Raw genomic sequence first — 20,879 nt, 5'->3', positions numbered from 1 at the left:
TATTTCAATGAGCTTTTTCAAAAAGTTAAAGGACAAGTTTACGACGCAATCGGATAATGTATCTGAGAAATTTAAAGACGGACTCGAGAAGACTAGAACCTCTTTTTCTACTAAGATGAATGATCTAGTAAAAAATTATCGGAAAGTTGATGAAGAGTTCTTTGAAGAACTAGAAGAACTTCTGATCAGTGCTGACGTTGGTGTAGCGACTGTGATGGATTTGATCGATGTGTTAAAGGATGAAGCAAGAACAAGAAACATCAAAGACACAGAAGCGCTACAAAGCGTAATTTCTGAAAAACTTGCTGAGCTTCTTCATAAAGATGAAGACAATACGTTGAATGTGCAAGAAGATGAATTAACTGTCTTCTTGTTCGTGGGCGTAAACGGAGTAGGTAAAACGACTACGATTGGAAAGCTTGCTCATAAATTTAAGCAAGAGAACAAGAAGGTTCTTTTAGCAGCGGGTGACACGTTTAGAGCAGGTGCGATCGAACAGCTTGATGTATGGGGAGAACGCGTAGGTGTAGATGTTGTAAAGCACCAGGCAGGCTCGGACCCAGCGGCTGTTGTGTTTGATGCTGTTCAATCTGCGAAATCACGTAAAGCCGACATCTTGCTTTGTGATACGGCGGGCCGCTTGCAGAACAAAGTGAACCTAATGAATGAACTTGAAAAAGTTAAGCGCGTGATTCAAAGAGAAATACCGAACGCACCGCATGAAGTAATTCTTGTGCTTGATGCAACAACTGGTCAAAATGCGATGAGCCAGGCGAAACAGTTTAGTCAATCGACTGATGTTTCAGGTATTGCGTTGACGAAGCTTGATGGAACAGCAAAAGGTGGAATTGTATTAGCGATTCGACACGAGCTCGATATCCCTGTTAAGCTTGTTGGACTCGGTGAGCAAATGGACGATTTACAGGAGTTTGACGCTGATACATTCGTCTATGGACTCTTCTCTTCGATCATGGAGGAAGACAGTGAAAAAGAAGAGTAAAACCACTAAGATATTGTGTTAAGAAAAAATCTTGACAAATGATTTTACGCATAGTAGTATATTTAACGTAAAGGTGATTGCCTTAACACGAGGGGGTGCTACCATTGCTCGAAAAAACAATGCGTATGAATTCGTTATTCGACTTTTATCAGTCGCTTTTAACGCCGAAACAAAGGAATTACATGGCATTGTATTATTTGGATGATTACTCCCTTGGTGAAATCGCAGAAGAATTTCAAGTTAGCCGTCAGGCTGTCTATGATAACATTAAGCGAACGGAACAAATGATAGAAGAATACGAAGCAAAACTGTTGCTATTCGAGAGGTACAACAAACGACAAGAGCTGCTTGAAGAACTTACAGAAGTAATCAAGCTAGAGGATGCAAACTCGAACGCTCTAACATTGATTAAATCTCTCGAAAAACTGGATTAGGAGGCGGCAAACATGGCATTTGAAGGTTTAGCCGACCGACTGCAAGGTACCCTGCAGAAAATTCGCGGCAAAGGAAAAGTTACTGAAGCAGACGTTAAAGAAATGATGCGTGAAGTAAGACTAGCTTTACTTGAAGCGGATGTTAACTTTAAAGTCGTGAAACAATTCATTAACAAGGTGAAAGAGCGGGCTGTAGGGCAGGAAGTAATGCAAAGCCTGACGCCAGGTCAGCAGGTCATTAAGGTAGTTAATGAAGAGCTGACTGCACTTATGGGCGGAGAGCAAAGTAAGATCGCAGTATCAAACCGTCCGCCAACTGTTATTATGATGGCTGGTTTACAGGGTGCGGGTAAAACGACGACCGTCGGGAAGCTTGCAAACCACTTACGAAAGAAGCACAATCGCAAACCTTTACTCGTTGCTGCCGATATTTATCGTCCAGCTGCGATCGATCAGCTTGAAACGATCGGGAAACAGCTAAGTATGCCCGTATTTTCCATGGGCGACCAAGTTAGTCCTGTTGAAATAGCTAGCAAAGCGATCGAAAAAGCGAAAGAAGAACATTTGGATTATGTACTGATTGATACGGCAGGTCGACTGCATATCGATGAAAATCTGATGCAAGAATTAAAGGACGTAAAAGAAGCAGTAACTCCTGATGAAATCTTCTTAGTAGTAGACTCGATGACTGGACAAGACGCGGTCAACGTAGCCGAAAACTTTAATGACGCACTAGATATCACTGGTGTTGTTCTTACTAAGCTTGATGGTGATACGCGTGGAGGTGCTGCACTTTCGATAAAGTCAGTCACTGACAAACCGATTAAGTTTGCTGGTATGGGTGAAAAGCTTGATGCTCTTGAACCATTTCATCCCGAACGGATGGCATCCCGAATATTAGGGATGGGAGATGTGCTATCTCTTATTGAAAAAGCACAAACTTCAGTGGATGAAGACAAAGCGAAAGAGCTCGAGAAGAAAATGAGAACGATGAGCTTTACGTTCGATGATTTCCTCGACCAACTTGGACAGGTTCGTAGTATGGGTCCTCTTGATGAATTGATGGATATGATTCCAGGAATGAACAAGAAGGCGATGAAGAACGTCAGCGTTGATGAAAAACAAATCGGTCGGGTTGAAGCGATTATTCAATCGATGACCACTCTTGAAAAAGAACAGCCTGATGTGATCAATGCGAGCCGCAAGAAAAGAATTGCTACCGGTAGTGGAACATCTGTACAAGACGTCAATCGTCTCTTGAAGCAATTTGAAGAGATGAAGAAAATGATGAAACAGATGACCAACATGTCTAAAGGTGGCAAGAAAAAAGGCAAGGGCATGAATTTCCCATTCATGCAATAAAAATGAAATAAATTACCTCTTTACAAGAGTGATAATTTATGATATTATATTGACTTATGTGAGTATTTTTTGGAGGTGAAACACATGGCAGTTAAAATTCGTTTAAAGCGTATGGGTGCAAAAAGAAACCCTTATTACCGCGTAGTTGTTGCAGATTCTCGTGCTCCTCGTGACGGACGTTTCATCGAGGAAATCGGAACTTATAATCCGGTTGCTAATCCTGTTGACGTTAAACTTAACGAGGAAAAAGCTCTTGATTGGATGCTAAAAGGCGCTAAGCCTTCCGATACAGTACGTAACCTTTTCTCTAAAGAAGGTCTTATGGAAAAACTACACAACGCAAAAAAACAAAAGTAACATGACACCGTGAAGGAGGCTTTATAGTAAAGCCTCCTTTGGTGTATCATTTTCCATCATCTTAAACAAAGGTGGGGTTGCAAATGAAGGATCTAGTTGAAACAATTGTTAAAGCCCTTGTCGATTATCCTGATGAGGTAGTGGTTGAGGAACTGCCTAGAGATAACGAAGTCACTTATAAGCTCCATGTTCATACGAGTGACACTGGCAAAGTGATAGGTAAGAACGGTAAGGTAGCTAAATCCATTCGAACTGTTATGAATGCAGCAGCAGTCCAATCAAGCACGCGTGTACAGCTTGAAATCGTATAAGGGGGAGTCGTACTCCCTTTTTTTGTTGTTTCAAAATGAAGTTAGGATAAATGCATGTTCTACATATCTAACTTGTTTAAAATCCCTCTATACCATGGAGGTTAGTTGAAATGAACATCATAAAAAAATTCGAAGTGAAGCAGCTGTTGACAGAATCAAGTCGAGGTTTTTATATAAATAAGTGGAAAGAAGAAATCGCTATCCTTTTGCAAGAGTGTGAACAAATACAATTTGAGAAGAAGCGATTACAGAAGAAGCGGCCGTCTGATAAAGAATGGATCGCTGAACAATTTGAGAAAGAACTACATTCAAGAAATGAGAAAATATCGATTCTTGAATATAAAGTAGAACAAATCGAGCAGCTACCTCCTGAAAGTGAAATTCACGAAGGTGAAGTCGATGCGATTCAAAGCATCGAGGTAGGAGACGAGTGGAAAGCTGCTGAGCAAAAAGGTAAAATTATAATAAAAGATGGGATTGTGCAAAGCATAACTCCATAGCTTATATGAAAGGACATACATCATGACACAATGGTTAAACGTTGGAAAAATCGTGAATACACATGGGGTTCGCGGAGAGGTGCGCGTCATTTCAAGGACTGACTTTCCTGAAGAACGCTATGCAGAAGGAAATACGCTCTATCTATTTAAGGAGAGCGAAGAGCCGATTAAATTAGTCGTTCGCTCTCACCGCAAGCACAAGCAATTTAATCTGCTTACATTTGAAGGGTTTAACTCTCTTAATGAAGTTGAACATTTGAGAGAGGGAATTCTGAAAATCAAAGAAGAACAGCTTGGCACATTAGATAATAATGAGTTTTATTATCGTGATATTATCGGACTAGAAGTTCATTCGGACGAAGGGGAATACCTTGGAAAGATTAAAGAAATTCTATCGCCGGGCGCAAACGACGTCTGGGTCGTGCAACAATCGAATGGAGGAAAAGATTTGCTTCTTCCATACATTTCCCAAGTTGTGAAAAGCGTCGATCTCACAAAGGGAGAAGTGATTGTGCATTTAATGGAAGGACTTCGTGATTAAGATGAAGATCGATGTGCTATCTTTGTTTCCTGAGATGTTTACGGGAGTGTTCAATCACTCCATCTTGAAACGCGCTCAGGATAGTGGCGCTGTTTCATACCGGGTAACCAACTTCAGAGAGTACAGTACGAATAAGCATAAGAACGTTGATGATTATCCATATGGGGGTGGAGCTGGTATGGTTCTGACCCCTCAGCCTGTGTTCGATGCAGTTTCGTCTCTTACAGAAGCCTCAGAAAGGCCACCACGCGTCGTTCTGATGTGCCCGCAGGGTGAGAGGTTTACTCAGGCAAAAGCAGAGGAACTGGCTAGTGAAGAGCATCTCGTTTTTGTGTGTGGCCACTATGAAGGGTACGATGAGAGAATTCGAGAGCACCTTATCACAGACGAAATCTCGATTGGTGACTTTGTGTTGACAGGCGGAGAGCTTGCTAGCATGGTTGTGATCGACAGTGTAACAAGACTACTACCGGGTGTCCTAGGCAATAAAAGTTCAGCACCTATGGATTCATTCAGCAGTGGATTGCTCGAGCACCCTCATTATACGCGCCCTGCATCGTATGAAGGTCATGATGTTCCAGACGTGCTTCTTTCTGGAAACCATGCGGCTATCGAGAAGTGGCGTTTGAAGGAATCGCTCAGGCGAACGTGGACAAGGCGGCCTGACCTCTTAGAATCAAAGGAGCTATCAAAAGAAGAGCTTGAAATTCTCAGTGGAATTAAAGAAGAATCTGAATGATTCTCCCTTGTAATCTAAAATCTGCTATGCTATGATATTTTTTGTGGCATTAGTCATGAATTACGATGTTCCGCTGTAATGCACCATTATTTATAAGAGCATCTGTGTGGAAGGAGGGTTACTTGATGCACAAGTTAATCCAGGAAATCACAAAAGAACAGCTTAAGTCGGATCTTCCTAATTTCCGACCAGGGGATACTGTTAAAGTTCACGTTAAAGTTGTCGAAGGCACTCGTGAGCGTATTCAGGTATTCGAAGGTGTTGTGATTAAACGACGTGGCGGTGGAATTAGCGAAACGTTTACAGTACGTAAGATTTCTTACAGCTGTGGAGTTGAGCGTACATTCCCTGTACATTCACCAAAAGTTGCTAAGCTTGAAGTAGTTCGTCGCGGTAAAGTTCGCCGTGCTAAGCTATACTACTTGCGTGCACTTCGTGGTAAAGCCGCTCGTATTAAAGAGATTCGATAATAATTTATCTATGAAAAAGGAGCTTGCTTTGTCAAGCTCCTTTTTTCTATTCTATTGGATGTCCTCGCACATTTTGCTGTGGTAAAATAAACGTTATATACGAGTAAGTTTGTGAGCGGTTATGAAAAGGAAATGGTAATTCCGAAATATCCACCATAGGAGGAGAACGAACATGAGCAGGCAGAAAACAGGAGAGAAAAAAGATTCTTGGGATTGGATAAAAGCGCTCGTGATTGCTTTTATTCTCGCTGGAGCTGTTCGTTATTTTATATTCGCTCCCATCGTTGTAGATGGAGAGAGCATGATGCCGACGCTTCATGATCGTGATCGAATGATTGTTAACAAGATAAGCTATAATATTGGTGAACCAGAACGTTTTGATATCATTGTCTTTGAAGCTGTTGAGGGAAGAGATTATATTAAGCGGGTGATCGGTTTACCAGGAGACAAGATTGAATATAAAAACGACGATCTATATGTGAACGGTAAGTTAGTGAAGGAACCGTACCTTGATACAGCCAAGAATGATTTACTCTCTGGTAATTTAACGTATGATTTTGACCTGAACGGTTTAACGGGTGAAACTACTGTTCCAGAGGGGCATTTGTTCGTTATGGGAGATAACCGCCAGCATAGTAAGGACAGTCGTTCAATAGGTTTTGTGTCTAAAGATAAAGTAATTGGTGAGGCGAACATCATTTTCTGGCCTCTAACAGATATTCAAGTAATGGAATAGGTGGAGATTGCATGACGATTCAATGGTTTCCCGGTCATATGGCCAAAGCACGTCGGGAGATTACCGAAAAACTAAAAATGATTGATGTTGTAATAGAACTTGTGGATGCGCGCATTCCGCTAGCTTCTCGTAACCCAATGATCGATGAGATCGTTTCTTCAAAACCGAGGCTTATTCTTCTGAATAAAGCCGATATGGCAGATGATCAGAAAACAGCTGAATGGAAGGAATACTTCCAAAAGCTAGGTCACAAAGCGTTGCCGATTGATTCTCAGACGGGTAAGGGAGTGAAATCTATTCCCGTTGCAGCGAGAGAGCTCGTTAGTGAGAAACTCGAACGTATGGTTGAGAAGGGGATGAAGCCACGCGCTGTGCGAGCACTCATTCTTGGTATCCCGAACGTTGGGAAGTCTACACTGATTAATAGAATGGCAGGGAAGAAAATCGCCAAAACAGGTGATCGACCTGGTATTACTAAGAAACAACAGTGGATAAAAGTAGGCAAAGAAATGGATCTTCTCGATACACCAGGAATACTATGGCCGAAGTTTGAAGATCAGAAAACCGGTTATAAGCTTGCTGCAACCGGTGCGATCAAAGACGAAATTTTGGACTTTCAAGATATTGCCGTATTTACTCTTAATTTCCTCAGTGAACACTATCCAAAGAGATTGATGGAACGATATAAGTTAGATGATATTCCTGATGATGTCGTTGAATTATTCGATGAAATCGGTAAAAAGCGAGGATTTTTATTAGGCGGTGGATGGGTCGACTATGACAAGACCGCTGAAACAGTTTTAAGAGAACTAAGAAGCGGAAAACTTGGTGATCTGACTCTTGAGACGCCCGAGGAGGAAAGGTAAGGCGATGCCTTGCCTTTTTATTATTTTCAGAAAGAGGGAACGATGTGAGCGGAAATTCCAAGAAAACGATTAGCGAAATAAAAAAGATCATCTTAGATCAACAGTATTCAGAAGAAGAATGGATGGAATTTAAGAGTGATGAGCGAAAAGGTGTGAAAGACCTTATAGCAAAAGAGCTCAAAAAGAAAGATCAAATCCAAAAAGTCATGCAGTTACATAAAGAAATGAGCGTCTTTGAGAAGCGATACAACGATTCTGGCTTTAAGGCAATAGCAGGAGTCGATGAAGTGGGAAGAGGACCGCTAGCGGGGCCTGTAGTAGCTTCTGCGGTGATATTAGATGTAGACAAACCGATTTTTGGTCTCCAAGACTCAAAGAAGCTTTCCACAGCAAAGCTCAATGAACTGTACGACGCCATTCTTGAAAAGTCTATTTCTGTCGGAGTAGGTGTGATGAGTGCCGAAGAAATCGATGTGCTCAATATATATCAGGCGTCAAAAAAGGCTATGCAAAAAGCGGTAGCCGCACTTTCTCACTCACCTGACTTTATACTAGTGGACGCCATGGAACTTCCAATCCCAGTAGAGCAAGAATCACTTATTAAGGGGGATGCGAGGAGTATTAGTATCGCAGCTGCATCAATCGTAGCGAAAGTTACTCGAGATCGGATGATGGCAAAGCTTGCTTGCCAATATCCAGAGTACGGATTTGAAAGACATGTAGGGTATGGAACGAAAGAACATTTAACTGCTCTAGATCGGCACGGTGTCACAAAGGTGCATCGAAAAACATTTGCGCCTGTTAGAGAACGGTTGGGTATGCTTTGATGAATGAAACCCTCTGAATTGATGATACTATGGTTATTCTACTGTGAAGGAGAAGAGCCTAGTGAATGATCGATTGCATCCTGAAAAAAGTGACTCGTATTATGAAGAAGCTGGTGAAGAATTCGGCGTCTACACGCCTGCTGCAGCAAGGGAATTAACTGTGACTGATCATCAGAAACGTGAGCAGGAAAAAAAGGCGCCTGGTGAAAAAGAGCAGGAAGACCGCAGATAATACGCAGTTGAAACTGTCGAGAGAATCTCGGCAGTTTTTTTGCTTGTAAACCGCGTTAAAACGCTAAAAGAAGGCGCCATAATCAGGTTTTTAAGTAGTTTATAGAAGTTATTTTTCTGTTTTAATTAATTGTAAAGAATAGGTACTTTGTGCAAAGGGGTAGACAAGCGGTGGGAATTTTCTATACAATGAAAACGTCGTCAATGACTTGATTGAGTAGGATAGGAGGACAAGAGAATGAATATCCATGAGTATCAGGGAAAAGAAGTCCTAAGAAATTATGGGGTCTCAGTCCCAAATGGACAAGTTGCTTACTCCGCAAAAGAAGCGGTGGATGTTGCTAAACAATTAGAAAGCAGCGTTTATGTAGTGAAAGCTCAAATCCATGCTGGTGGTCGAGGCAAAGCCGGTGGGGTAAAGATTGCGAAAAACCTCGACGAAGTTCGTACATACGCTGAGGAAATCCTCGGTAAAACACTCGTTACTCATCAAACGGGTCCTGAAGGTAAGGAAGTAAAGCGCTTACTTATCGAAGAAGGTTGCGATATTAAGAATGAATACTATGTTGGACTAGTTGTCGATCGAGCGACTTCTCGCGTAGTGATGATGGCCTCTGAAGAAGGCGGTACTGAAATTGAAGAAGTAGCAGAAAAGACTCCAGAAAAGATTTTCAAAGAAGTGATCGACCCTGCTGTAGGTCTTCAAGGCTACCAAGCTAGAAGACTGGCATTTAACATTAACATTCCAAAAGAAATGTTGAATAAGACAGTGAAGTTCATGCTTAGTCTTTACACTGCCTTCATTGAAAAAGACGCTTCCATTGCTGAAATCAACCCATTAGTTACGACGGGTGATGGTAATGTAATGGCGCTTGATGCGAAGCTTAACTTTGATCCAAATGCGCTTTATCGTCATAAGGATATCCTTGAGCTACGTGACCTTGATGAAGAAGATACGAAGGAAATTGAAGCTTCCAAATACGAGCTCAGCTATATTGCTCTAGAAGGTAATATCGGTTGCATGGTTAATGGCGCAGGTCTTGCTATGTCTACAATGGATATTATCAAACATTATGGCGGCGATCCTGCTAACTTCCTTGACGTTGGGGGCGGCGCGACTGCTGAGAAAGTTACAGAAGCATTCAAGATCATCCTTTCTGATCAGAATGTTAAAGGTATCTACGTAAATATCTTCGGCGGAATCATGAAGTGTGATGTGATTGCTGAAGGTGTAGTCGAAGCTACTAAGCAAGTTGGACTTGAAATTCCGCTTGTCGTTCGACTAGAAGGTACAAACGTTGATCTAGGAAAACAAATCCTTAAAGATTCAGGTTTAAATATTACTGCTGCTGAATCAATGGCAGACGGCGCAGAAAAAATTGTTTCATTAGTTAAGTAGAAAGGCGGGACTAGGAATGAGCGTTTACATTAATAAAGATACAAAAGTTATCGTTCAAGGTATTACCGGTTCAGTTGGTTTATTTCATACTCAGCAAATGCTAGAGTACGGTACCAAAATCGTAGGTGGGGTAACACCAGGAAAAGGCGGAACAGAAATCGAAGGCGTTCCGGTTTTCAACACGGTTGAGCAAGCTGTTAATCAAACAGGTGCTACGGCGTCAGTAATCTATGTGCCACCTGCATTTGCTGCAGATGCAATCATGGAAGCTGTTGATGCTGAAATGGACATTGCGATCTGTATTACAGAAGGTATTCCAGTAATCGATATGGTAAAAGTAAGTCGTTATATGGAAGGTAAGAAAACCCGTCTTGTTGGACCGAACTGTCCTGGTGTTATTACGCCGGATGAGTGCAAGATCGGGATTATGCCTGGCTATATCCACAAGAAAGGCCATGTAGGAGTTGTCTCCCGCTCTGGTACGTTGACGTATGAAGCTGTACATCAACTATCTGAAGCAGGAATTGGACAATCAACTGCAGTAGGAATCGGCGGCGACCCGGTTAACGGTACGAACTTTATCGATGTCTTGAAAGCATTCAATGAAGATGAAGATACGTATGCAGTTATTATGATCGGCGAGATCGGCGGTACTGCTGAAGAAGAAGCGGCAGAGTGGGTTAAAGCAAACATGACTAAGCCTGTTGTTGGCTTTATCGGTGGTCAAACAGCGCCTCCAGGAAAACGTATGGGCCATGCTGGTGCCATTATTTCTGGTGGTAAAGGTACTGCTGAAGAGAAGATCAAAACGATGGAATCAGCGGGTATCAAAGTTGCTCCTACTCCTGCAGTAATGGGAGAGACACTGATTTCAGTTTTAGATGAAAAAGGCATGCTAGAGAAATGTACAACACATAAAGCGTAAAGGTAATAGCTCCCGGTCGGGAGCTATTTCTCTTATACATAAAAAAACAGTATAAATTCCTTGATTGGAGAGAAGTGTAGTGAGGACGTTCAGAAGCAGGTTAATCCAACTACATCATTGTGAAGGCGTAAATTGGAAAGTCATACAATCTTTTTTAACATTTGACCCCACGCTTCAAAGCATATATGATATGTCTGCTGTTACGTTAACGAAGTTTGGGCTTGATTTTCGTATAGCATCTCGCTTTTATCATGACTTGCATGTAACAAAACCATGGAAGACTAATGGACTGGGCGAAATGAGAGTAATCACACGTTACGATGAAGAATACCCTGAACGTCTGATGCATATTTATGATGCACCGTGGGTCATCTACTGTATGGGCAATCTTCGATTACTTAACACACCAAGCTTAAGCGTAGTAGGGACGCGTCATCCATCTTCACATGCAGAGAGTTGTATGGCTCATGTTTTGACGCCTGTCGTACAATATAACATCACAGTGGTAAGTGGATTAGCTCGTGGTGTGGATACACTAGCTCATCGTTTAGCGCTTCGTCACCAATCAGGAACAATTGCAGTATTAGGTTCTGGATTCAAACATATTTATCCTAAAGAAAACATAGAGCTCGCAACAGTCATCGCGAAGAATGGACTACTCTTAACAGAGTATCCGCCTCATCGTGTAGCGGAAAGAACTCAGTTCCCAGAACGAAACCGGATTATAAGTGGATTATCAAAAGGTACTTTTGTTGTTGAAGCGAGAAAGAAAAGTGGATCCCTCATCACTGCAGACCAAGCAATTGAACAAGGTCGGGATGTCTTTTGTCTACCTGGAAGGTTGACAGACCTACATTCGGAGGGGACGAACCGCTTAATTCAACAAGGTGCAAAACTAATATTAAATAGTGAAGATATTCTTTGTGAATATGATGAATTTCAAGAAAAAGTAGCTAGCACTATTTGACAAAAGAGTTTTGAATATTTAATAATGGTGAAGATTTTAAAATTACCTCAATGGGGGGAGGAAACTTACTGTGGCAGATTATCTAGTTATTGTTGAATCTCCCGCTAAAGCAAAAACAATTGAAAAATATTTAGGGAAGAAATATAAAGTGAAAGCATCGATGGGTCACGTGATCGACTTACCAAGAAGTCAGATGGGCGTTGATGTTGAAAACGACTATACTCCTAAATATATTACAATACGCGGGAAAGGGCCTGTGCTGAAAGAAATCAAAGATGCTGCAAAAAAGGCTAAGAAAGTTTATCTTGCGGCCGACCCCGATCGCGAAGGGGAAGCGATTGCATGGCATTTAGCACACAGCTTAAAAATTCATGAAGATAAAGAATGCAGAGTAGTATTTAATGAAATTACAAAAGATGCGGTAAAGGATGCATTTAAACGACCAAGAGCTATCAATATGGATCTTGTCGACGCACAACAAGCACGTAGAGTTCTAGATCGACTGGTAGGTTACAATATCAGTCCTTTACTTTGGAAGAAAGTAAAAAAAGGACTAAGCGCGGGAAGAGTTCAAACTGTAGCGGTACGATTGATCGTAGAACGAGAAAAAGAAATACAAAATTTCGAGGCTGAAGAATATTGGAAGATCAAAGCCGCATTTGAAAAAGATGGCGAAAACTTCGAGGCTGGATTCTACGGAATCGAAGGTAAGAAAACGGATCTTTCATCTCGTGAAGAAGTTGATAACGTTCTGAATCGTATTGAAGGAGATCAGTTCCGTATCCAATCGGTTCAGAAAAAGGAACGGAAGCGAAACCCAGCTCAACCGTTTACTACTTCTTCTCTTCAACAGGAAGCTGCTCGAAAACTTAACTTCAGAGCAAAGAAAACAATGATGCTCGCACAGCAGTTATACGAAGGAATCGAACTAGGGAAACAGGGAACTGTCGGTCTGATCACATATATGAGAACAGACTCAACACGGATCTCTGAAACTGCCAAGGGCGAAGCGAGTGAGTATATCGAAGGAAAGTACGGTAAGGAATTCTTGGCAGGTAAAAAGCCTACTAAGAAGCAATCCGGAAAATCCCAGGATGCTCACGAAGCAGTAAGGCCTACATCTGTAATGAGAAACCCAACTGATATGAAGCCATACTTAAAACGTGATCAACTTCGCTTATATAGATTGATTTGGGAACGATTCGTTGCGAGTCAAATGGCTCCTGCGATCATGGATACGATGAGCGTGGATCTAGATAACAACGGTGCAACGTTCCGTGCCACTGGCTCAAAAGTAAAGTTCAAAGGTTTCATGAAGGTATATGTGGAAGGAAACGATGATAACAAAAAAGAAGATGATAAGATGCTTCCTGATTTAGAAGAAGGAATGGATGTATCATCTTCAGATATCGATCCGACACAACACTTTACACAACCACCACCACGTTATTCTGAAGCACGTCTCGTTAAGACGATGGAAGAGCTAGGAATCGGAAGACCTTCTACGTATGCCCCTACTCTAGATACGATTCAACGTAGAGGGTATGTCGCGCTAGATGATCGTAAATTCGTACCTACAGAGCTAGGTGAAATTGTTCTTAAGCTCATCCTGGAGTTTTTCGAAGACATCATCAACATCGAATTCACTGCTGCTCTAGAAAATGACCTTGACAAAGTTGAGGATGGAGAGGCAGAATGGATTTCTGTAATAGACGAATTTTATCAGAACTTTGGTAAGCGTCTAAAAGTTGCCGAAGAAGAAATGCAGGAAGTTGAGATTAAAGATGAACCAGCAGGTGAAGATTGCGAAAAATGCGGCTCGCCGATGGTGATCAAGATGGGGCGTTACGGTAAATTTATGGCCTGCTCTAACTTTCCTGAATGTCGTAACACTAAACCGATATTAAAAGAAATTGGCGTTGATTGTCCGAAATGTAAAGAAGGAAACATCGTAGAACGAAAGAGTAAAAAGAATCGTCTATTCTATGGATGTGACCGCTTTCCAGAATGCGATTTCTTGTCGTGGGATAAGCCAATCAAGCGACCGTGTCCAAAATGTGGAGACATGCTTGTTGAGAAGAAAACGAAGAAGAAGAAAGAAATCAAGTGCGTAAACTGTGATTTCGTTGAAGAAGAAAATTAATAAGGGGTTTTAGGAATGAGTAAGCACGTGACGGTGATAGGTGCTGGGCTCGCGGGAAGTGAAGCGGCCTGGCAGCTTGCCAAACAAGGGGTAAATGTACATTTGTATGAGATGCGACCGAAGAAGCAAACGCCAGCGCATCACACAGATAAATTTGCAGAACTTGTTTGCAGTAATTCTCTTCGAGCAAATACACTAACAAATGCTGTTGGAGTGTTAAAAGAAGAGATGCGTGAAATGGATTCTGTTATCATCAAAGCTGCTGATGAATGTGCAGTACCAGCGGGGGGTGCCTTAGCGGTTGATCGTCATGAATTTGCGGCTAAGGTAACGGAGTATGTTAAAGGCCATCCGAATGTTACCGTATTTTCGGATGAATTCACAACGATTCCTGAGGGACCTGCGATTATTGCTACTGGACCACTAACATCAAAAGATCTGTCAGATCAGCTTAAAGCATTAACGGGCGAGGAATATTTGTACTTTTACGATGCAGCAGCTCCGATTATCGAAACTGAGAGCATCGACATGGACAAAGTCTACAAAAAGTCACGTTATGACAAAGGTGAAGCAGCTTACTTGAACTGTCCGATGACAGAAGAAGAGTTCAATCGTTTCTATGAAGCTCTTATATCTGCAGAAACCGTTCCTTTGAAGGAGTTTGAAAAAGAAATCTTCTTTGAAGGTTGTATGCCGATTGAAGTAATGGCACAACGAGGGCAAAAGACAATGACGTTTGGACCACTAAAGCCAGTAGGGCTCGAGAATCCTAAAACAGGAAAGCGCCCATATGCGGTCGTCCAACTTCGTCAAGATAATTCCTCAGGCACGCTGTATAATATTGTTGGTTTTCAAACGCATCTAAAATGGGGACCCCAAAAAGAGGTGATCCGCATGATTCCAGGATTAGAGAATGCAGATATCGTGCGTTATGGCGTGATGCATCGCAATACGTTTATTAACTCACCGAATCTATTAAAACCAACTTATCAATATCGAGATCGAGATGATCTTTTCTTCGCCGGTCAAATGACGGGTGTAGAAGGATATGTCGAGTCAGCAGCAGCTGGACTCATTTCAGGTTTTAACGCTGCGAGGTTGATGAGTGGGGAAGAAACACTCGTATTCCCGGAGGAAACAGCTCTAGGAAGTTTAGCGAACTACATCACAACTGCGAATCCAGATAATTTCCAGCCGATGAACGCTAATTTCGGTCTTTTTCCACCGCTTGTAAATCGCATTAAGAACAAAAAAGAACGCAACGAAGCGATTGCTAATCGCGCACTGGAAACAATTCAGAATTTTAAAAAAACATTGTAAATTTCTATTGCTTAGGCTTCTAAATTGTGATACGATTTAGAAGCCTTTTGAGGTGATAAAGGATGGATAATAATCAAAAGAGGTATGTTCAGTCTTTCTCAGAGTATCTTCAGATTGAAAAGAATTGTTCGCCTCATACGATTTCTAGTTATTTGCAGGATATAGAACACTTTCAGAACTTCATGAAGCAGCAGACTATTGATGTCCTTGCTGCTGTTTCTTATGCAGATGTTAGGATTTATCTGACTCAGTTGCATGAACATGGCTTTGCAAGAAAAACCGCAGCTAGGAAAATTTCTACATTACGCAGCCTTTATCGTTTTCTTTTGAGAGAGGAGATTGTAGAAGTTAATCCTTTTACAATGAGTTCACTTCCGAAACAAGAGAAACGACTTCCGCAATTTTTATACACACAGGAGCTCGATCAACTATTTGATGCTCCAGATTCCACGACTCCATTAGGACAAAGAGACAGAGCGTTGCTTGAAGTGCTTTACGGATGTGGAATTCGGGTCAGTGAATGTGTGGCACTTGATATAGAAGATATCGACTTTTCTATTGGCACAATTTTTGTCATCGGAAAAGGTCGTAAAGAAAGATATGTTCCGATTGGAAGTTTTGCGATTGATGCCATCAATCATTACATTAACGATGGCCGCAATAAACTCCTTTCCAAAGAGAAAGACGCTACTAGAGCTCTTTTCTTGAACTTTAGAGGAGCGCGTTTAACCGCGCGTGGGGTCAGAACAATCTTGAATCGTATTGTTGAAGAAGCTTCGATGCATGTACATATTAGTCCGCACGTTATGAGGCATACCTTCGCAACTCACTTGCTTAATGAAGGAGCTGATCTTAGATCAGTTCAAGAGCTGTTAGGGCATGCGAACCTTTCGACTACGCAAATATACACCCATGTGACGGGCGATCGTTTGCGAAATATTTATATGAACCATCACCCAAGAGCTTGAATGCTCAGGAGGAGGAACTTATGGGAGACTTTCACGCAACCACGATATTTGCTATTCAACATAATGGAGGATGCGCGATGGCTGGAGACGGCCAGGTCACGTTTGGAAATGCAGTTGTCATGAAGCATACTGCTAAGAAGGTAAGACGCCTTTTCCATGGTAAGGTAGTAGCCGGCTTTGCTGGATCAGTAGCCGATGCGTTTACACTTTTTGAGAAGTTTGAAGGTAAGTTAGAAGAGTTCGGTGGTAATCTTCAGCGAGCCGCGGTTGAACTTGCCAAAGAGTGGAGAAGCGACAAGGTATTAAGAAAGCTTGAAGCGATGTTGATTGTAATGAATAAAGAGCAGCTATTGCTTATTTCAGGTACTGGTGAAGTGATCGAGCCTGACGATGGTATTCTCTCCATTGGCTCTGGGTCAAACTATGCTCTTTCAGCAGGAAGAGCTTTGAAACGATATAGTGAAGGCAAGAGTGCTGAAGAAATCGCGAAGGCTTCGATGCAAATTGCTGCAGAAATTTGTGTCTATACAAATGATCAGATTATCGTTGAATCCTTGTAGTTATAAATTAGTAACATTGGAGGCGATCATATGTCTAATCCATTAACACCTCGCCAGATTGTCGAGAAGCTAGATCAATATATAGTAGGACAGAACGATGCTAAGAAGGCAGTCGCTGTTGCATTAAGAAATCGATACCGTAGAGGTCTTTTGAGCGATAAGTTACGAGATGAAGTGAATCCGAAAAACATCTTGATGATTGGACCAACAGGTGTTGGTAAAACCGAAATCGCTAGACGCCTTGCGAAACTTGTAAATGCTCCTTTCATAAAAGTAGAAGCGACGAAATTCACTGAAGTAGGGTACGTTGGTCGGGATGTTGAATCGATGGTCAGAGATCTCGTTGAAACGTCGATCCGAATTGTGAAGGAAGATCGAATGGAGCAAGTGAAAGATAAGGCAGAGGAAAATGCGAACAAACGAATCGTTGAATTACTCGTACCTTCTGCTAAGAAACAATCGCAGTACAAAAACCCACTTGAAATGTTTTTCGGTAATCAAGGTCAGGATGACGGCAGTGAACAGCAGTCATCTGAAGACCAAACGATCGCGACAAAGAGAAGGCAAATTGCACATCAGCTAGCTCTAGGTGAACTAGAAGACAGAATGATTACTGTTGAAGTAGAAGAGCAGAATCAATCAATGATGGATATGTTCCAGGGCTCGGGTATGGAGCAAATGGGCATGAACATGCAGGATATGCTGGGTAATATAATGCCTAAGAAGAAGAAGAAACGTAAGCTTACAGTAGCTGAAGCCAGAAAGGTTTTGACGCAGGATGAAGCGGCTAAATTGATCGATATGGATGAAGTATCTCAGGATGCTGTTTCGAAGACGGAACAAACGGGTATCATTTTTATTGATGAAATTGACAAGGTTGCAGGAAAGAGTCAGCAATCTGCCGATGTTTCCCGCGAAGGAGTGCAACGTGATATACTTCCAATCGTGGAAGGATCGACCGTAACGACAAAGTATGGCCCTGTTAAAACAGATCATATTCTATTCGTTGCTGCCGGTGCGTTTCACATGACAAAACCATCAGACCTAATACCTGAGCTACAAGGTAGATTCCCGATTCGTGTAGAGTTATCGAGCTTGAACGTAGATGATTTCAAACGAATCTTAACAGAGCCTGATAATGCACTTGTGAAGCAATACACAGCATTATTAGAAACTGAAGGTATTAAAGTTGAATTTTCTGACGATGCTATTTATAAAATTGCAACAATTGCAGCCGACGTAAATCAGGATACTGATAATATTGGGGCTAGAAGACTTCATACGATTCTGGAAAAGCTTCTTGAAGATCTTTCATTCGAGGCTCCTGATATTAATTTAGAAAGCATTACAATTACACCAGAATACGTTGAAGAGAAATTAGCGACTATAGCTAAAAACCGTGACCTAAGTCAATATATCTTATAACACACGCAGGAGGACAAAGAGATGAACTTACTAGAAAAAACAAGAAAAATTAACGGAATGCTACAAAAATCAGAAGGGCCCGTGAACTTTACGGATATGGCAGAAACGCTTCGTGACGTAATCCTTGCGAACGTTTATGTTGTTAGTCGTCGAGGAAAGCTTCTTGGTATCGCAATCAACCAGGAGATCGAAAACGAGCGTATGAAGAAAATGTTCTCAGAAAGACAGTTTCCTGAGGAGTACACTCAGAATCTATTTAATATTACCGAGACGTCTTCAAACTTGGATATCACAAGTGAGTATACTGCATTCCCAGTTGAAAACCGTGACCTTTTTGAAAAAGGCTTAACGACGATCGTACCGATCGTTGGTGGTGGAGAGCGTCTTGGTACATTGATTCTTTCTCGCCTTAGCGATTCATTCTCGAATGACGATCTACTTCTAGCAGAATACGGTGCTACGGTAGTAGGTATGGAAATCCTTCACGAGAAAGCGGAAGAAATCGAAGAAGAAGCAAGAAACAAAGCGGTTGTTCAAATGGCGATTTCATCTCTATCTTATAGTGAGCTTGAAGCGATTGAGCATATTTTTGAAGAGCTTGAAGGTAACGAAGGTTTACTAGTTGCTAGTAAGATTGCGGACAGAGTAGGTATTACTCGTTCGGTTATCGTTAACGCTCTAAGAAAGCTTGAAAGTGCTGGTGTAATCGAATCTCGTTCTCTTGGAATGAAAGGTACTTACATTAAAGTTCTTAACGATAAGTTCTTAGTTGAGTTATCAAAACTTAAGACTCAATAATGGTTAGACTCCGGCTTTGCCGGAGTTTTTTGATGCAAGTAAGCATTTGAACGAGGAAAGACCATGACATATGCGGAAATTTTGATTTCTTGCTTGCGGCAATGAAAACAATATGGTATATTAATCAACGGTGTTAAACACACACGCTTGTTGATTTAGGAAACGGTGCTGCATCTGCAGTTTTTCCTGAAGACGATGCAAGCGGAGGCTAAAAAACCAATTAGGAGGATTTATCATGGCAGTTATCTCTATGAAACAGCTTCTAGAAGCTGGGGTACACTTCGGACACCAAACTCGTCGTTGGAACCCAAAAATGAAACCTTATATCTTCACTGAAAGAAACGGTATCTACATTATCGATCTTCAAAAAACAGTGAAGAAAGTTGAGGAAGCTTACAACTTTGTACGCGATATCGCTCAAGACGGCGGTAAAGTTCTATTTGTAGGAACTAAAAAGCAGGCGCAAGAATCTGTTAAAGATGAAGCGATCCGTGCTGGACAGTACTACATCAACCAACGTTGGTTAGGTGGAACGCTTACGAACTTTGAAACAATTCAAAAGCGTATCAACCGTCTTAAGAGCCTTGAAAAAATGCAAGAAGATGGAACGTTCGAAGTACTTCCTAAGAAAGAAGTTATGCTTCTTAAGAAGGAAATGGACCGTCTTGAAAGATTCCTTGGTGGTATTAAGGACATGAACGGCCTTCCGGACGTACTGTTTGTTATCGACCCTCGTAAAGAGCGTATTGCAATTGCGGAAGCTCGCAACCTTGACATTCCGATCGTTGCAATCGTTGATACAAACTGTGATCCTGATGAAATTGATTACGTGATCCCTGGTAACGACGACGCTATCCGCGCTGTTAAACTTCTTACTGCTAAAATGGCTGACGCTGTTATCGAAGTTAGCAAAGTAGAAGAAGAAGAGGCAGCAGCAGAAGCAGTTGAAACTGAAGAAACATCTGTATAAGAACACAAAGGGGTGATAAAGGGGAACTCGACCCCTTTATCACCTTTTTTTAACCAACAGAGTATGTTTACATATCATAATCCAAGGAGGAATTTCTAATGGCAGTAACAGCAAAAATGGTAAAAGAATTGCGCGACCAAACAGGCGCAGGTATGATGGATTGCAAAAAGGCACTAACTGAAAACGACGGTGACATGGACAAGGCAATCGACTGGCTTCGTGAGAAAGGTATCTCTAAAGCAGCTAAAAAAGCTGATCGCGTAGCAGCAGAAGGTCTTGCGGCGATCGTGGTTGAAGGAAACAAAGCTGTAATCGCAGAAATCAACTCTGAAACTGATTTCGTTGCAAAGAACGATAACTTCAAAATTCTTATCAACGACATCGCTTCTCACATCCTTAAAGTTAACCCTGAGTCTGTAGAAGCAGCTCTTGAAAGCAAAATGGAAAACGGACAAACTGTTACAGAATTCTTGAACAACGCAATCGCTAAGATTGGTGAAAAGATTTCACTTCGTCGTTTCCAAATTGTTGAGAAAACTGATGCTGATGCATTCGGTTCTTACCTTCACATGGGTGGCCGTATCGGTGTATTGACTCTTCTAGAAGGTACAACTGACGGAGAAGTAGCGAAAGACGTTGCAATGCACGCAGCAGCTGTAAACCCTCGCTTCGTATCTCGCGAAGAAATCCCTGCTGAAGAGATTGAACGTGAGCGTGAAGTATTAAAGCAACAAGCGCTTAACGAAGGAAAGCCAGAGAAGATTGTTGAAAAGATGGTAGAAGGCCGTCTAAACAAATTCTTCGAGGAAATCTCCCTAGTAGATCAAGCTTTCGTTAAAGATACTGACCAAAAAGTTGGGAAGTATGTTCAATCTAAAGGTGGTTCTGTAAAAGGATTCATCCGCTATGAAGTTGGAGAAGGCATGGAAAAACGTGAAGATAACTTCGCTGAAGAAGTTATGTCTCAAGTGAAGAAGTAATACCGTTAGGGAACACGATGTGTTCCCTATTTTTCAAGAACAAGGATAGA

At 41.7% G+C, this 20,879-nt stretch carries 24 protein-coding genes; all 24 read left to right on the top strand.

The features are described from left to right. The first annotated feature begins 7 nt into the window (after positions 1–7). Positions 8–1,000, top strand: a complete 993-nt coding sequence (gene ftsY, locus SJY16_RS11285; RefSeq protein ID WP_377889249.1) for a signal recognition particle-docking protein FtsY — start codon at positions 8–10, stop codon at positions 998–1,000. A gap of 119 nt (positions 1,001–1,119) precedes the next feature. Continuing rightward, positions 1,120–1,434, top strand: coding sequence for a putative DNA-binding protein (locus tag SJY16_RS11280; protein ID WP_377892194.1), 315 nt, complete (start codon positions 1,120–1,122; stop codon positions 1,432–1,434). 12 nt (positions 1,435–1,446) lie between these two features. Next, a complete protein-coding gene (ffh, locus tag SJY16_RS11275) occupies positions 1,447–2,796 on the top strand; it encodes a signal recognition particle protein (protein ID WP_377889247.1) in 1,350 nt (449 codons plus the stop codon). Positions 2,797–2,880: 84 nt separating this feature from the next. Continuing rightward, entirely contained in the window at positions 2,881–3,153 is a 273-nt protein-coding gene (rpsP, locus tag SJY16_RS11270; protein ID WP_377889245.1) for a 30S ribosomal protein S16, read from the top strand. 83 nt (positions 3,154–3,236) lie between these two features. Further along, positions 3,237–3,464, top strand: coding sequence for a KH domain-containing protein (locus SJY16_RS11265; protein ID WP_377889244.1), 228 nt, complete (start codon positions 3,237–3,239; stop codon positions 3,462–3,464). Positions 3,465–3,574: 110 nt separating this feature from the next. After that, positions 3,575–3,964: a YlqD family protein gene (locus SJY16_RS11260; RefSeq protein ID WP_377889242.1), complete on the top strand. Its 390-nt coding sequence runs from the start codon at positions 3,575–3,577 to the stop codon at positions 3,962–3,964. 22 nt (positions 3,965–3,986) lie between these two features. Beyond that, complete coding sequence (rimM, locus tag SJY16_RS11255) at positions 3,987–4,505, top strand: ribosome maturation factor RimM (protein WP_377889240.1); 519 nt, start codon at positions 3,987–3,989, stop codon at positions 4,503–4,505. 1 nt (position 4,506) lies between these two features. Further along, the gene (gene trmD / locus SJY16_RS11250) at positions 4,507–5,244 is read left to right on the top strand and encodes a tRNA (guanosine(37)-N1)-methyltransferase TrmD (RefSeq protein ID WP_377892193.1); all 738 of its coding nucleotides are present in this window, start codon (positions 4,507–4,509) and stop codon (positions 5,242–5,244) included. A 125-nt stretch (positions 5,245–5,369) separates the two neighbouring features. Then, positions 5,370–5,714 (top strand): 50S ribosomal protein L19, encoded by a 345-nt coding sequence (rplS, locus tag SJY16_RS11245; protein WP_377889238.1) that lies wholly within the window; start codon positions 5,370–5,372, stop codon positions 5,712–5,714. Positions 5,715–5,886: 172 nt separating this feature from the next. Next, complete coding sequence (lepB, locus tag SJY16_RS11240; RefSeq protein WP_377889236.1) at positions 5,887–6,450, top strand: signal peptidase I; 564 nt, start codon at positions 5,887–5,889, stop codon at positions 6,448–6,450. An 11-nt stretch (positions 6,451–6,461) separates the two neighbouring features. Next, on the top strand, positions 6,462–7,316 hold the full coding sequence (gene ylqF / locus SJY16_RS11235) for a ribosome biogenesis GTPase YlqF (protein ID WP_377889234.1): 855 nt from the start codon (positions 6,462–6,464) through the stop codon (positions 7,314–7,316). 44 nt (positions 7,317–7,360) lie between these two features. Further along, positions 7,361–8,143: a ribonuclease HII gene (locus SJY16_RS11230; protein WP_377889232.1), complete on the top strand. Its 783-nt coding sequence runs from the start codon at positions 7,361–7,363 to the stop codon at positions 8,141–8,143. Between the two features lie 61 nt (positions 8,144–8,204). Beyond that, positions 8,205–8,375 carry a hypothetical protein gene (locus SJY16_RS11225; protein WP_377889230.1) on the top strand — a complete coding sequence of 57 codons (171 nt, stop codon included), beginning with the start codon at positions 8,205–8,207 and terminating at the stop codon, positions 8,373–8,375. A gap of 237 nt (positions 8,376–8,612) precedes the next feature. Then, positions 8,613–9,773 (top strand): ADP-forming succinate--CoA ligase subunit beta, encoded by a 1,161-nt coding sequence (gene sucC, locus SJY16_RS11220; RefSeq protein WP_377889228.1) that lies wholly within the window; start codon positions 8,613–8,615, stop codon positions 9,771–9,773. A 16-nt stretch (positions 9,774–9,789) separates the two neighbouring features. Next, on the top strand, positions 9,790–10,698 hold the full coding sequence (sucD, locus tag SJY16_RS11215) for a succinate--CoA ligase subunit alpha (protein ID WP_377889227.1): 909 nt from the start codon (positions 9,790–9,792) through the stop codon (positions 10,696–10,698). 79 nt (positions 10,699–10,777) lie between these two features. After that, on the top strand, positions 10,778–11,665 hold the full coding sequence (gene dprA / locus SJY16_RS11210) for a DNA-processing protein DprA (RefSeq protein WP_377889225.1): 888 nt from the start codon (positions 10,778–10,780) through the stop codon (positions 11,663–11,665). A gap of 70 nt (positions 11,666–11,735) precedes the next feature. Beyond that, the gene (topA, locus tag SJY16_RS11205; protein WP_377889223.1) at positions 11,736–13,808 is read left to right on the top strand and encodes a type I DNA topoisomerase; all 2,073 of its coding nucleotides are present in this window, start codon (positions 11,736–11,738) and stop codon (positions 13,806–13,808) included. 15 nt (positions 13,809–13,823) lie between these two features. Then, a complete protein-coding gene (trmFO, locus tag SJY16_RS11200; protein ID WP_377889222.1) occupies positions 13,824–15,128 on the top strand; it encodes an FADH(2)-oxidizing methylenetetrahydrofolate--tRNA-(uracil(54)-C(5))-methyltransferase TrmFO in 1,305 nt (434 codons plus the stop codon). Between the two features lie 62 nt (positions 15,129–15,190). After that, entirely contained in the window at positions 15,191–16,096 is a 906-nt protein-coding gene (gene xerC / locus SJY16_RS11195; protein WP_377889220.1) for a tyrosine recombinase XerC, read from the top strand. Positions 16,097–16,116: 20 nt separating this feature from the next. Then, positions 16,117–16,656, top strand: coding sequence for an ATP-dependent protease subunit HslV (gene hslV / locus SJY16_RS11190; RefSeq protein ID WP_377889219.1), 540 nt, complete (start codon positions 16,117–16,119; stop codon positions 16,654–16,656). A gap of 30 nt (positions 16,657–16,686) precedes the next feature. Further along, positions 16,687–18,081: an ATP-dependent protease ATPase subunit HslU gene (hslU, locus tag SJY16_RS11185; protein WP_377889218.1), complete on the top strand. Its 1,395-nt coding sequence runs from the start codon at positions 16,687–16,689 to the stop codon at positions 18,079–18,081. Between the two features lie 21 nt (positions 18,082–18,102). Then, positions 18,103–18,879, top strand: coding sequence for a GTP-sensing pleiotropic transcriptional regulator CodY (codY, locus tag SJY16_RS11180; RefSeq protein ID WP_377889217.1), 777 nt, complete (start codon positions 18,103–18,105; stop codon positions 18,877–18,879). Between the two features lie 235 nt (positions 18,880–19,114). Continuing rightward, a complete protein-coding gene (gene rpsB / locus SJY16_RS11175) occupies positions 19,115–19,849 on the top strand; it encodes a 30S ribosomal protein S2 (protein WP_377889216.1) in 735 nt (244 codons plus the stop codon). A gap of 98 nt (positions 19,850–19,947) precedes the next feature. Further along, the gene (gene tsf, locus SJY16_RS11170; protein WP_377889215.1) at positions 19,948–20,829 is read left to right on the top strand and encodes a translation elongation factor Ts; all 882 of its coding nucleotides are present in this window, start codon (positions 19,948–19,950) and stop codon (positions 20,827–20,829) included. The last annotated feature ends 50 nt before the right edge of the window (positions 20,830–20,879 follow it).

This window comes from Alkalihalobacillus sp. R86527, from assembly GCF_042466185.1.
GTDB lineage: Bacteria > Bacillota > Bacilli > Bacillales > Guptibacillaceae > Guptibacillus.
The sequence above is the reverse complement of the archived record's forward strand: the minus strand, read 5'-3'. Positions and strand labels throughout refer to the sequence as shown.